This is a genomic window from Variovorax soli (assembly GCF_031454625.1).
GTDB lineage: Bacteria > Pseudomonadota > Gammaproteobacteria > Burkholderiales > Burkholderiaceae_C > Variovorax > Variovorax soli_A.
In genome coordinates this window covers 175,636-188,161 of the sequence record NZ_JAVDRF010000002.1, presented here as the reverse complement: position 1 = coordinate 188,161, position 12,526 = coordinate 175,636, and the positions used below count along the sequence as shown (strand labels likewise).

Here is a 12,526-nt window from a genome sequence, read left to right as displayed (position 1 = left end):
GACAGCGAGGCCGGCATCGGGTCGCCGGCGCGGCCCTCGGGGCCGTCAGGCGCGATTGTAATCCAGCCCCCAGGCCTGCATAGCCTGCACCAGATCGGGAGGCGGCGCAGCCAGGAACTCCATGGGCGCGCCGGTGACGGGGTGGACGAAGGCGAGCCTGAAGGCATGCAGGGCCTGCCGCTCCAGGCCGGCTGCAGCGGCGCCGCCGTAGAGCGCATCGCCCACCAGGGGATGGCCGATGGACGCCATGTGCACGCGGATCTGGTGGGTGCGTCCCGTCTCCAGCGTGCAGCGCACCGCGCAGCCCAGGTCGTTGCTGTCCAGCGCCTCGATCAGCGTGCGTGCAGGCTTGCCCGGGTGCCGCTCGAGGTCGACCACCGCCATGCGCAGCCGGTTGCGTGGGTCGCGCCCGATCGCAGCATCCACATGGCGTGTGGGGGCGCCCTGCCAGTCGCGGTGCGCGAGCGCGAGGTACTGGCGCTTGATGTCGCGGGCCGCGATCAGCGCCACCAGCGCATCCATCGCGGCACGGCTGCGCGCCACCACCATCAGGCCGCTGGTGTCGCGATCCAGCCGGTGCACGATGCCCGCGCGCGGCAGCAGCGCGGCCCGCGGATCCAGCGCGAGCAAACCGTTGAGGAGCGTGCCGCTCCAGTGGCCCGGCGCCGGGTGGACCACCAGACCGGCCGGCTTGTCGATGACGCGCAGGTGTTCGTCCTCGTGCAGCACCGTGATCGGCATGCGCTCGGGCTTGAAGGCCTGGCTCTGCGGCGTGGGCCGCAGCTCGATGGCGCCGATCTCGCCGGCATGGACGGTGGTGGCGGCCTTGGTCACGACCCGCTGCTGGAGCGCGACCGCGCCGGCCTCGATCAGCTGCTGCAGGTAGCTGCGCGAGAACTCGGGCACCAGCGCGGCCAGCGCCCGGTCCAGGCGCTGGCCGTGCTGCGCCTCATGGATCAGGAAGCTGCGGGTCTCGCTGGGCTCGGAAGGCTCGGCGGCCTCGTCGTGCTCGGCCCCCTCCGGAAGCTCGCCAAAAGGGTCGGCCGATATAATTGAGGGCACTGTTTTCACGAAAGCCTGATTGATGCGTCGCGCCAAATTATCGGTTGTCCCCGCCTGGCTGGCCTTGTGCTCGGCCGCATGGCTGGTGGCCGGCTGCTCGTCGACCTCTGTCGACAAGACCGCGAACTGGAGTCCCAACCGCATCTATTCCGAAGCCAAGGAAGAAGCAGACTCCGGCGCCTACGACAAGGCCGTGCCCCTGTTCGAGAAGCTCGAGGGCCGCGCCGCCGGCACCCCGCTCGCCCAGCAGGCGCAGCTCGACAAGGCCTTTGCCCAATACAAGTCCGGCGAAAAGCCGGCCGCCATCGCGACCCTCGACCGCTTCATGAAGCTGCACCCGGCCAGCCCGGCGATGGACTACGCGATCTACCTCAAGGGCGTGATCAATTTCAACGACGACCTCGGGATGTTCGGCTGGCTGACGCGGCAGGACCTGTCGGAGCGCGACCAGAAGGCGGCCAAGGAATCCTTCGAGGCCTTCAAGGAGCTGGTCACCCGTTTCCCCGAGTCGCGCTACACGCCCGATGCGCGCCAGCGCATGAACTACATCGTCAACTCGCTGGCCCAGTACGAGGTGCACGTGGCGCGCTACTACTACACGCGCGGCGCCTACCTGGCGGCCATCAACCGAGCGCAGCTCGCACTGGCGGACTACCGCGAGGTGCCGGCGCTGGAAGAGGCGCTGTACATCATGGTCCAGTCCTACGATGCGCTCGGCATGACGGACCTGCGTGACGACGCGAAGCGCGTGCTGACCACCAACTATCCGCAGAGCGAGTACCTGTCGCGCGGCTTCCGCGGCAAGGACGACCCCTGGTGGAAGCTCTGGTAGCGAAGCGATAAAAAGGCCCGATCCGGGCCTTTTTATCTTTTCAGCGCGTGAGTTCGATCAGCGCGGCTTCGAAGGCGCCCTCGTCCTCCAGCCGCCGCATCGGCGGCAAGGCGGCCAGCAGCCGGCGTCCGTAGCCCATGGTGGCGAGCCGGGTATCGCAGATGGCCAGCACGCCGCGATCGGTCTCGCGGCGGATCAGCCGGCCGGCGCCCTGCTTGAGGGCCACCGCCGCCTCCGGCAGCGAGTATTCGCCGAAGGCGCTGCGGCCCTGCGATTCGAGCCGCTGCGAACGCGCCTCGACCAGCGGATCGTTGGGCGGCGGAAAGGGCAGCTTGTCGATCACTACGAGCTGCAGGGCATCGCCGGGCGCATCGAAGCCTTCCCAGAACGAGGCCGAGGCCACCAGCACACAGCCCGCGCGGCCATGGCCGGCGCCCTCGCGGAAACGCTCCATCAGAACCCGCTTGGGCAGTTCGCCCTGCACCAGCACCTCGGACCTGCGTGCCGCTTCCATGGGCTCGAAGTGCTGGCGGATGGCATCGCCGATGGTGCGCAGCGCGCGCAGCGTGGTCGTCAGCACCAGCGTGCGTCCGCCCAGGATGGCGGCGCCCTGCGCGGCGAGCCGCGCCACCCGCACGCTGTGCGCCGGGTCGTTGGGCTTGGGAAAGTCACGCGGGACGTAGAGCGCCGCCTGGCGCGCGTAGTCGAAGGGGCTGTTGACGCGCAGCACCTCGGCATCCTCGAGGCCGCAGGGTTCGGTGAACCAGCGCAGCTTCGGGTCATCCCCCAGGGTGGCCGAGGTGAAGACCCAGGCACGCCCTTGCTCCTGCGCGTCGCCCTGGCCTCTCTTGAGCACCCGCGTGCGCACGGCTTCCGCGATGTCGAGGGGCGATTCGACCAGCCGCAGCTGCGTGCCCACGTCCACCCAGCGCACCGACTCCGGCGCGCAGGGCCTGGCGAAGCGCGCTGCGCGCTCGGCCAGCTGTTCGGCGCGCTCATGCAGCCGCACGAAGTCGGGCGAGAGCTCGCTCACCGTGTCCAGCCCGCTTGCAGCTTCCGCGCAGGCGTGCTTCAGGGCATCGAGCGCTTCCTGCCAGGCATCAGCCGGCACGCCTTCCGGTGCCGGGCCGGCCCAGCGCAGCTTCGCCCCCGGCCATTGCTTGCCGACGGCCAGCCGCAGTTCCCTGGCGGCACGCTCGGTCGCTGCGACCAGCTGTTGCCAATCGACCAGGCCGCGCGCGTGCTGCAGCCCGGCCGCAAGCATGTCGCGTGCGAAGTCCAGCGCCTGCCCGCTCCCCAGCTGCACGCCGAGGAACTGCACGCCGGTCTCGTTGAGCTGGTGGGCCTCGTCGAACACGACCACGCGCACGCTCGGCAGCAGTTCCGCCATGCCCGATTCGCGCACAGCCAGGTCGGCGAAGAACAGGTGGTGGTTGATCACGACGATGTCGGCCGCCATCGCCTCGCGGCGGGCCTGGTTCACATGGCAGGGCTTGAACTGCGGGCACTGGACGCCGAGGCAGTTCTCGCGGGTGGAGGTCACCAGCGGGATCAGCGGCGAGCGCTCGTCCAGCCCCGGCAGCTCGGCGAGGTCGCCGGTGCGCGTGGCCTTGGACCACTGCTCGATCTTGGCCAGCGTGCGCAGGCTGCTGCGCTCCGGCAGCGACGCGTCGTGGCGCGCCTGGTCGAGGCGGTGCAGGCACAGGTAGCTGGCGCGGCCCTTGAGCAGCGCCGTGCGCAGGGGCAGGCCGAGGGCCTCGACCAGGCGCGGCAGGTCGCGGCCGAAGAGCTGGTCCTGCAGCGCCTTGGTGGCGGTCGACAGCAGCACCCGCTCTCCGCTCAAGAGGGCCGGCACCAGGTAAGAGAAGGTCTTGCCGACGCCGGTGCCGGCCTCCACCACCAGCACGCCGCCGTGGTCGATGGCACGGGCCACGGCGAGCGCCATCTGGGTCTGGCCCTCGCGTTCGCGGAACTGCTCGGCGGCCTGCGAGAGCACGCCGTCCTGGGCGAAGGCGGCGCCGACCTCGGCGCCCAGGTGGCCGGCTTCCCGCCGCGCCGGCCGGGATTCCGCGGACGCCGCGTCCGCCTCGAAGTCCTCGGGCCAATCGACGATCGACATCAGGCAGGCTCTTGCGGGTCGAGCAGGCACTCCAGCCGCACGATGCGGTCGCGCAAGGCCAGGCGCATCTTCTTCAGCCGGCGCAGCAGCAGATCGTCGCGCGGCTCGACGGTCTCGGCCAGTCGGTCGATGGCGGCATCCAGGTCGGCATGCTCGATGCGCAATTCGATCAGCTGGCGGGAGAAGGAATGGAGATTGGAGTCCAAGGGAATGATGCGAAGACGTGACGGAGTGCTCTCAGCCTTCGCTCAGGTTGACTCGATAATGTACGTCCTCGTTCCACTCGCCAGACCTCGCATGAAGGACTCCGTCGCTGCAGCCGCGCCCCAGACGCGAGGCTTTCGACTCGCCGCCGCCACCGGCCTCCACAAGGGGGACCGCCCGTACCAGCAAGACCAGGTCCTGGTGATGAACCACCCGCGCGCGGCGGGCTGCGTGCTCGGCGTGATCGCCGACGGCATGGGCGGGCGCAGCGGCGGGCGCAAGGCTTCGGACCAGGTGCTGATGACGGCGCGCCAGCTCTTCGCGCGCTACAAGCCGGGACGCGACGAGTCGGTGCATGTGCTGCGGCAGTTGCTCGAAGAGGCCAACACGGTCATCAAGCTCACCGCGCTGTCCAGCGAACAGGAGCCGCACAGCACGATCGCCGCCTTCCTCATGAACCCCGGGGGCGACTGCGCCTGGATCCATGCGGGCGACTCCCGCATCTACCACTTCCGGCGCGGGCAGCTGATCAAGCGCACCAAGGACCATTCCTATGTGCAGGCGCTGGTGGATCGCGGGGAGATCAGCGAGGCGGAGGCCAACCTGCACCCGCAAAGCAACATCCTGCTCGGCTGCCTGGGCATGAAGTCCACCCCCCCGCCGGTCGACATCCACCTCGTCCCCAACATGGAGCCCGGCGATCTGCTGATGGCCTGCAGCGACGGGCTCTGGCATTACTTCACACCGGAGGAGATGGGCCGGGTGCTGGCCGAGCAGACGCCGCGCGTCGCCGCGGAGCTCCTGGTGTCGGAAGCGCGCCGGCGGGCCCGTGGGACCGGCGACAACATCTCGCTGGCCATCCTCAAGCTGGGCGATCTGCCCGAGCCCGAAGCGCTGGAAGACGAATAGGACGCCGACCGGCCGCTCAGGGCGGCGTGGGCAGCGGCGCCGAGCGCGGCTTGGTGTTCTGGGCGTTGCGCCGTTCGCGGTCGAGGCGATGCTTTTCCGCCTGCTCGAGCTTGCGTTCGTAGGCCTCGCGATTGGTGGGCCCCTCGGCACGCCGGCTCGCGGCCTTGGCCTGCTCCTCCGCATGGGCCTGCTGCTTCTGTTCGAACTGGCGCTGCTTCTCGGCGGCCTCCGAGGCCAGGCGGGCGCGATCCCCGGCATGGTCGGCGGCGCGCTGCTCGCGCTCCTGCTGCGACTTCAGCGACTTCTCCTGCTCCGCCGCGGTGTCCTGCGGGCGCGGGCTGGATTTTTTTTCCTCGAGCCGATCGAGCGCGGCCGCGCCGCGGCGCTTGCGCTCGATGTCGTTCATCGCCGCCTCCTGATGCTGGATGTTCTCGGTGGCGGTGCGGCGGCGGCGGCGGCTGTCTTGCAGGCAGCCCTCGACCGCGAACTTCTGGTAGCAGGCCGCCTGCTCGGTGGCGAAGCGTTCCTCGACCTCCTTGCGCTCCTGCGCCAGGCGGGCGCGCTCGGCCTCGAAGTCCATGGCGCCGGTGGTGGCAGTACTCTGCGCCCACAGCGGCGCGGCGCCGAGGCCGATCAACAGGGATAGAAGCAGTTTCTTCATGTGAGGCGGGTGTCGACCACGCGACGCTCCAGGGCGAGGAACTCCGCCGACTGCATCTCGTTGAGCCTGGATACGGTGCGCGGGAATTCGTGGGCCAGGGGACCTTCGGTGTACAGGGCCTCCGGGGGCACCTCGGCCGACATGATGAGTTTCACGCGCCGATCGTAGAACACGTCGACCAGCCATGTGAAACGGCGTGCTTCAGACGCCATGCGAACCGGCATGTGCGGCACGTCGGACAACAACACGGTGTGGAACTGGCTCGCGATCTCGAGGTAGTCGTTCTGCGAACGCGGGCCGCCGCAGAGGGTCTTGAAATCGAACCACACCACGCCCCCGGCCTTGCGCCGCGCGTGAATCTCGCGCGCCTCGATGTGCAGCACCGGGTTCTCGTCGGCGCTCTCGGCGAGCCGCTCGAAGGCGTGGCGCATCTCCTTGTCCGCGGCCGCGCCATTGGGCGTGAGGTAGAGCTTGACCTGTTCCAGCGTGCGGCGGCGGTAGTCGGTGCCGTTGTCGACGTTGACCACCTCCAGGCGCTGCTTCAGCAGCTCGATGGCCGGCAGGATGCGATCGCGGTGCAAGCCGCCCGGATAGAGATCGTCCGGCCGGAAGTTCGAGGTGGTGATGAATCCCACGTCGTTGTCGAACAGCGCGATCAGCAAGCGGTGCAGGATCATCGCATCGGTGATGTCGGCGACATGGAACTCGTCGAAGCAGATCAGCTTGTAGCGCTTGGCGATCCGTCGACCGAGCTCCTCCAGCGGGTTGACCGTCCCCTGCAGCTCGGCCAGCTCGCGGTGCACCTCCCGCATGAACTCGTGGAAGTGCAGCCGCGTCTTGCGCCGCAGGGGCACGGCGTTGAAGAAGCAATCCATCAGGAAGCTCTTGCCGCGCCCCACCCCGCCGTACATGTAGACGCCGCGCGGGATCTCGGGCCGGTTGATCAGCTTCTTGAGCGCATTGGAGCGCTGCGACTTGTACGCCGCCCACTCGTTGGCGCAGCGGTCGAGCGCCTCCACGGCGCGCCGCTGCGCGGGGTCGCTCTGGAACCCCCGCGCAGCCAGCTCGGCTTCGTAGGCTTGCTTGACGCTCAAGGGCTCAGAAGTTCAGCGTGCGCTTGTCGACGGCGAGCGCCGCTTCCTTCGTCGCCTCCGAGAGCGAAGGATGCGCGTGGCAGATGCGCGCGATGTCCTCGGCGCTGGCCTTGAACTCCATCGCGACCACGGCCTCGGAGATCAGCTCGCTGGCCATCGGTCCGACGATGTGCACGCCGAGGATCTCGTCCGTCGCCGCATCGGCCAGGAACTTGACCAGGCCCGTCGTGTCGCCCAGCGCGCGGGCACGCCCGTTGGCCAGGAAGGGAAAGGTGCCGGCCTTGTAGGCGCGGCCCTCGGCCTTGAGCTGCTGCTCGGTCTGGCCCACCCAGGCGATCTCGGGCGAGGTGTAGATCACCCACGGAACGGTGTTGAAGTTCACGTGGCCATGCTGGCCGGCGATCCGCTCGGCCACCGCCACACCCTCTTCCTCGGCCTTGTGCGCCAGCATCGGGCCGCGCACCACGTCGCCGATCGCCCAGACGTTGGGCAGGCTGGTCTTGCACTCGTCGTCGACCACGATGGCGCCGCGTTCGTCGAGCTTGAGGCCCACGGCCTCGGGATTCAGGCCCACGGTGTTGGGCACGCGGCCGATGGAGACGATCAGCTTGTCGACTTCCAGCGTCTGCGCCTCGCCCTTGGCATTGGTCCAGGCGACGGAAACGCCCTTCTTGCCGGACTTGACCTCGCCGACCTTGACGCCGAGCTCGATCTTCAGGCCTTGCTTGACGAAGGCCTTGTGCGCCTCCTTGGCGATCTGCTCGTCCACCGCGCCCAGGAAGGTCGGCAGCGCTTCGAGGACCGTGACTTCGGAACCCAGCCGGCGCCAGACCGAACCCATCTCGAGGCCGATCACACCGGAGCCGATCAGGCCCAGCTTCTTCGGCACGCCGGGGATGCGCAGCGCGCCGTCGTTCGACAGGATGTTCTCCTCGTCGAAGGCGGCGCCCGGCAGCGCGCGCGGGTTGGAACCGGTGGCCACGATGATGTGCTTGCCCTCGATCGTTTCCTCGGCGGCGCCCGTCACCTTGATCTCGTAGCCCGCGCCGCCGGCCTTCGCGAAGGAGCCTCGGCCATGGAAGAACGCAACCTTGTTCTTCTTGAACAGGTAGGTGATGCCGTCGTTGTTCTGCTTCACCACCGCGTCCTTGCGGCCCAGCATCTTGTCGATGTCGAGGCCCAGGCCTTCGACCTTGATGCCATGGTCGGCAAAGTGCTTGCCGGCATGCTCGAAATGCTCCGAGGACTGCAGCAGTGCCTTCGAGGGAATGCAGCCGATGTTGGTGCAGGTGCCGCCCAGCGCGGGGCCGCCCTTGCCGTTCTTCCACTCGTCGATGCAGGCGACGTTGAAGCCGAGCTGCGCCGCGCGGATGGCCGCGACGTAGCCGCCGGGGCCGCCACCGATGACGATGACGTCGAATTGCTTGTTGGACATCCGTGCTCCTCAGATGTCGAACAAGAGGCGAGCCGGATCTTCCAGCGCTTCCTTCATGGCGACCAGCCCCAGCACGGCCTCGCGGCCGTCGATGATGCGGTGGTCATAGGACATGGCGAGGTAATTCATCGGCCGCACCACGACCTGGCCGTTCTCGACCACGGCACGGTCCTTGGTCGCATGCACGCCGAGGATGGCCGACTGCGGCGGGTTGATGATGGGCGTCGACAGCATCGAGCCGAACACGCCGCCGTTGGAGATGGAGAAGGTGCCGCCGGTCATCTCCTCGATACCCAGCTTGCCGTCGCGTGCCTTCTGGCCGTACTCGGCGATCTTCTTCTCGATGTCGGCGAAGCTCATCTGGTCGGCATTGCGCAGGATCGGCACCACCAGCCCGCGCGGCGAACCGACGGCGATGCCGATGTCGAAATAGCCGTGGTAGACCACGTCGTTGCCGTCCACCGAGGCGTTGAGCACCGGGTACTTCTTGAGCGCATGCACCGCGGCTTTCACGAAGAAGCTCATGAAGCCGATCTTGACGCCGTGCTCCTTCTCGAACTTTTCCTGGAAGCGCTTGCGCATCTCCATGACGGGCGCCATGTTGACCTCGTTGAAGGTGGTCAGGATGGCGTTGGTCGATTGCGACTGCAGCAGGCGCTCGGCGATGCGGGCGCGCAGGCGGCTCATCGGCACGCGTTCTTCCGGGCGCTCGCCGAGGTCCGGCGCGCTCGCGGGGGACGCCACTTGCGGCAGCGCCGTCTTGGGCGCGCCCGTGGGAATGGCCACCGGCGCAGCGACCTTGGCGGTCGCGCCGCCCGCGACCGCGGCCAGCACGTCGCCCTTGGTGACTCGGCCGTCCTTGCCGGAGCCGCTCACGTCGCCTGTCGTCAGCTTGTTGTCGGCCAGCAGCTTGGCGGCGGCCGGCATCGCGACGTCGGACTTGGCACCGCCGGCGGCAGCGGCAGCGGCAGCAGGCGCCGCTGCCTGCGCCGGTGCAGCAGCAGGCGCGGCAGGGGCGGCCGCCGCTGCGGCGACGCTGGCCTTGGCGTCGGTGTTGATCTTGGCGATGACCTGGTCGGCCACCACCGTCGCGCCGTCGCCGGCGACGATTTCGGCCAGCACGCCGGCGGAAGGCGCGGGCACCTCCAGCACGACCTTGTCGGTCTCGATCTCGATCAGGATTTCATCGACGGCGACCGCTTCGCCGGGCTTCTTCTTCCATTGGAGCATCGTGGCCTCGGCCACGGACTCGGACAACTGGGGGACTTTGACTTCAACGATGGACATTTTGGAATGTGCTCCGCTTCGTGTTTCTTGAGTGGGGTTGTTTTACTTGGTGAGCACGAAGCCCTTGAGCTTGGCGAAGGCGCCGTCGACCAGTGCCTTCTGCTGTTCCTGGTGCAGGTGCGAGTAGCCGACGGCGGGCGACGCCGAGGCGGCGCGGCCCGAGTAGCCGAGTTTCTGGCCTTCCTGCAGGTTCTCGTGGATGTTGTGCTGCACGAAGAACCAGGCGCCCTGGTTCTGCGGCTCGTCCTGGCACCACACCACGTCGACGAGGTTCGGGTACTTCCTGAGCTCGGCGCTGAAGGCCTTGTGCGGGAAGGGGTAGAGCTGCTCGACGCGGATCACCGCCACGTCGTCGCTGCCCTTCTCCTCGCGCTTCTTCGCCAAGTCGTAGTAGACCTTGCCCGAGCAGGCGATCACGCGCTTGACCTTGTCGGCCTTGAGCTCCTTGTTGTCGGGAATGACGGTCTGGAAGCTGCCCTTGGTGAACTCGGCGAGCGGCGAGGTCGCGTCCTTGTTTCGCAGCAGCGACTTGGGCGTCATGATGACCAGCGGCTTGCGCAGGTTGCGCACCATCTGCCGGCGCAGCACGTGGAAGATCTGGCTCGCCGTGGTGGGCTGCACGACCTGCATGTTGGCGTCGGCGGACAGCTGCATGAAGCGCTCCAGGCGCGCCGAGCTGTGCTCGGGGCCCTGCCCTTCGTAGCCGTGCGGCAGCATCAGCGTGATGCCGTTGACGCGGCCCCACTTCACCTCGCCCGAGGCGATGAACTGGTCGATGACGACCTGCGCGCCGTTGGCGAAGTCGCCGAACTGCGCCTCCCAGATCACCAGCGTGTTCGGGTCGTTGGAGGCGTACCCGTATTCGAAGGCCAGCACCGCTTCTTCCGAGAGGATGGAGTCGATGACGACGAAGGGTGCCTGGTTGTCGGCGACGTTCTGCAGCGGCACATAAGTGCCTTCGTCGAACTTCTCGCGGTTCTGGTCGTGCAGCACGGCATGGCGGTGCGTGAAGGTCCCGCGGCCGCTGTCCTCGCCGGAGAGGCGCACCGGGTAGCCGCTGGCCACCAGCGAGGCGAAGGCCATGTGCTCGCCCATGCCCCAGTCGACGTTGATCTCGCCGCGGCCCATGGCGGCGCGGTCGTCCAGCACCTTCTTGACCAGCGGATGGACCGTGAAGTTCTCCGGCGCCTTGGTGAGGCGCTCGGCCAGCCGCTTCCATTCGGCGGTCGGGATGGCGGTATCGCCGGCGTCGGTCCACTTCTTGTTGAGGAAGGGACTCCAGTCGACCGCGTACTTGCTCTTGAAGTTCGTGAGCACCGGGTTGGTGGTGTTCTTGCCGGCGTCGAAGGCGGCGCGCTGCGCCTTCACCAGGTCGTCGCCGAGCGTGTCGCCCAGGCCCTGGGCGGCGAGCCGGTCGGCGTAGAGCTTGCGCGTGCCGGGGTGGGCAGCGATCTTCTTGTACATCAGCGGCTGTGTGAGCGAGGGGGTGTCCTGCTCGTTGTGGCCCAGCTTGCGGAAGCAGACGATGTCGACCACCACATCCTTCTGGAACTCCATGCGGAAATCCAGGGCCAGCTGCGTGGCCAGCACCACGGCTTCCGGGTCGTCGCCGTTCACGTGCAGCACCGGCGAATCGATCATCTTGACGATGTCGGTGCAGTACAGCGTCGAGCGGCTGTCACGCGGGTCGCTGGTGGTGAAGCCGATCTGGTTGTTGATCACGATGTGCACCGTGCCGCCGGTGGAGTAGCCGCGGGTCTCGGCCAGCGCCAGCGTTTCCATCACCACGCCCTGCCCTGCGAAGGCAGCGTCGCCATGCACGATCACCGGCAGCACCTGCTTGCCGAGCGGGTCGGCGCGGCGGTCCATGCGCGCACGCACCGAGCCTTCGACCACCGGGTTCACGATCTCGAGGTGCGAGGGGTTGAAGGCCAGGCTGAGGTGCACCGGACCGCCGGGCGTCGACACGTCGGAGCTGAAGCCCTGGTGGTACTTGACGTCGCCGCTGGGCAGCTCTTCGGGCGCCGTGTGGTCGAACTCGGCGAACAGATCGGCCGGCATCTTGCCCAGCGAGTTGACCAGCACGTTCAGCCGGCCGCGGTGGGCCATGCCGATCACGATTTCCTGCACGCCCTTGGTGCCGGCCTGGTTGATCAACTCGTCCATCGAGACGATGAAGCTCTCGCCGCCTTCGAGCGAGAAGCGCTTCTGGCCGACGTACTTGGTATGGAGGAAGCGCTCGAGGCCTTCGGCCGCCGTCAAGCGCTCGAGGATGCGCTTCTTCTGCTCCGTGCTCAGCTTGGGATTGGTCCGGGCGCTCTCGAGCTTCTGCTGCCACCAGCGCTTCTGCGACTGGTCGGTCATGTACATGTACTCGGCGCCGATGGTGGTGCAGTAGGTCTCGCGCAGCGCGTTGAGCAGGTCGCGCAGCGACATCGTGTCCTTGCCGAAGAAGGTGTTGCTCGTGTTGAACACCGTCTCGAGGTCGGCATCGGTGAAGCCGTAGAACGAAGGCTCCAGCTCGGGAATCGGGGGGCGCTCGGCGCGCTTGAGGGGATCGAGGTCGGCCCAGCGGGCGCCGACGTTGCGGTAGGCGGCGATCAGCTGCTGGACGGCGGTGCGCTGGCGGCCGAGCTCGGAAGCGGCGCCGCTGGCCTGCACCACCCGGGTCGTGCCCTGCTTCGCACGCTCGGCGAAGGCATTGATGACCGGCTGGTGCGCGACGTCGCGTGCGGTGCTGCCATCGGTGGCGGGCACGTTCTGCAACGCGTCGAAGTAGGAACGCCAGTTGTCGGGCACGCTGCCCGGGTTGGCGAGATAGTTTTCGTACATCTCTTCGACATAGGGCGCATTGCCGCCGAAGAGGTAGGTGTTGCCTTGGTAGGCGTGGTAGACGGACGCGGAGGACGTCGAATCGCTCATG

The 12,526-nt window shown here is 68.0% G+C and carries 10 protein-coding genes; 2 read left to right on the top strand and 8 right to left on the bottom strand.

The genetic code is table 11. From position 1 onward, the window contains the following. Positions 1–45: 45 nt before the first annotated feature. On the bottom strand, positions 46–1,062 hold the full coding sequence (locus J2739_RS04735; RefSeq protein ID WP_405053839.1) for an RluA family pseudouridine synthase: 1,017 nt from the start codon (positions 1,060–1,062) through the stop codon (positions 46–48). A 22-nt stretch (positions 1,063–1,084) separates the two neighbouring features. Here J2739_RS04735 and J2739_RS04730 point away from each other — a divergent pair, with 22 nt between their 5' ends. Next, on the top strand, positions 1,085–1,894 hold the full coding sequence (locus J2739_RS04730; RefSeq protein ID WP_309899078.1) for an outer membrane protein assembly factor BamD: 810 nt from the start codon (positions 1,085–1,087) through the stop codon (positions 1,892–1,894). Between the two features lie 40 nt (positions 1,895–1,934). On the opposite strand, the gene J2739_RS04725 is transcribed toward J2739_RS04730, so the two are convergent. Beyond that, a complete protein-coding gene (locus J2739_RS04725) occupies positions 1,935–4,013 on the bottom strand; it encodes a DNA repair helicase YoaA (protein WP_309899075.1) in 2,079 nt (692 codons plus the stop codon). After that, the gene (locus J2739_RS04720) at positions 4,013–4,219 is read right to left on the bottom strand and encodes a YdcH family protein (RefSeq protein ID WP_309899073.1); all 207 of its coding nucleotides are present in this window, start codon (positions 4,217–4,219) and stop codon (positions 4,013–4,015) included. Before J2739_RS04720 ends, J2739_RS04725 begins: the two co-directional genes overlap by 1 nt. 91 nt (positions 4,220–4,310) lie before the next feature. On the opposite strand from J2739_RS04720, the gene J2739_RS04715 reads away from it, so the two are divergent. Beyond that, entirely contained in the window at positions 4,311–5,126 is an 816-nt protein-coding gene (locus J2739_RS04715) for a PP2C family protein-serine/threonine phosphatase (protein WP_309899071.1), read from the top strand. Between the two features lie 16 nt (positions 5,127–5,142). Here J2739_RS04715 and J2739_RS04710 read toward each other — a convergent pair whose 3' ends face one another. Genes J2739_RS04710 through J2739_RS04690 form a run of 5 tightly spaced genes read right to left on the bottom strand, consistent with a single transcriptional unit; the run spans position 5,143 to position 12,525 of the window. After that, a complete protein-coding gene (locus J2739_RS04710) occupies positions 5,143–5,787 on the bottom strand; it encodes a hypothetical protein (RefSeq protein ID WP_309899068.1) in 645 nt (214 codons plus the stop codon). Next, a complete protein-coding gene (gene zapE / locus J2739_RS04705) occupies positions 5,784–6,881 on the bottom strand; it encodes a cell division protein ZapE (protein WP_309899066.1) in 1,098 nt (365 codons plus the stop codon). The genes J2739_RS04710 and zapE overlap by 4 nt, the downstream gene beginning before the upstream one ends. Positions 6,882–6,885: 4 nt before the next feature. Continuing rightward, entirely contained in the window at positions 6,886–8,316 is a 1,431-nt protein-coding gene (gene lpdA / locus J2739_RS04700) for a dihydrolipoyl dehydrogenase (RefSeq protein WP_309899064.1), read from the bottom strand. Between the two features lie 9 nt (positions 8,317–8,325). Next, positions 8,326–9,603 carry a 2-oxoglutarate dehydrogenase complex dihydrolipoyllysine-residue succinyltransferase gene (odhB, locus tag J2739_RS04695; RefSeq protein WP_309899062.1) on the bottom strand — a complete coding sequence of 426 codons (1,278 nt, stop codon included), beginning with the start codon at positions 9,601–9,603 and terminating at the stop codon, positions 8,326–8,328. A gap of 42 nt (positions 9,604–9,645) precedes the next feature. Beyond that, positions 9,646–12,525, bottom strand: a complete 2,880-nt coding sequence (locus tag J2739_RS04690; RefSeq protein ID WP_309899060.1) for a 2-oxoglutarate dehydrogenase E1 component — start codon at positions 12,523–12,525, stop codon at positions 9,646–9,648. Between the last annotated feature and the right edge of the window lies 1 nt (position 12,526).

Coding starts and splice junctions, on each gene's coding strand:
- J2739_RS04710 (WP_309899068.1), bottom strand. CDS start 5,787: ATGAAGAAACTGCTTCTATCCCTGTTGATCGGCCTCGGCGCCGCGCCG.
- lpdA (WP_309899064.1), bottom strand. CDS start 8,316: ATGTCCAACAAGCAATTCGACGTCATCGTCATCGGTGGCGGCCCCGGC.
- J2739_RS04690 (WP_309899060.1), bottom strand. CDS start 12,525: ATGAGCGATTCGACGTCCTCCGCGTCCGTCTACCACGCCTACCAAGGC.
- J2739_RS04730 (WP_309899078.1), top strand. CDS start 1,085: ATGCGTCGCGCCAAATTATCGGTTGTCCCCGCCTGGCTGGCCTTGTGC.
- J2739_RS04725 (WP_309899075.1), bottom strand. CDS start 4,013: ATGTCGATCGTCGATTGGCCCGAGGACTTCGAGGCGGACGCGGCGTCC.
- odhB (WP_309899062.1), bottom strand. CDS start 9,603: ATGTCCATCGTTGAAGTCAAAGTCCCCCAGTTGTCCGAGTCCGTGGCC.
- J2739_RS04715 (WP_309899071.1), top strand. CDS start 4,311: ATGAAGGACTCCGTCGCTGCAGCCGCGCCCCAGACGCGAGGCTTTCGA.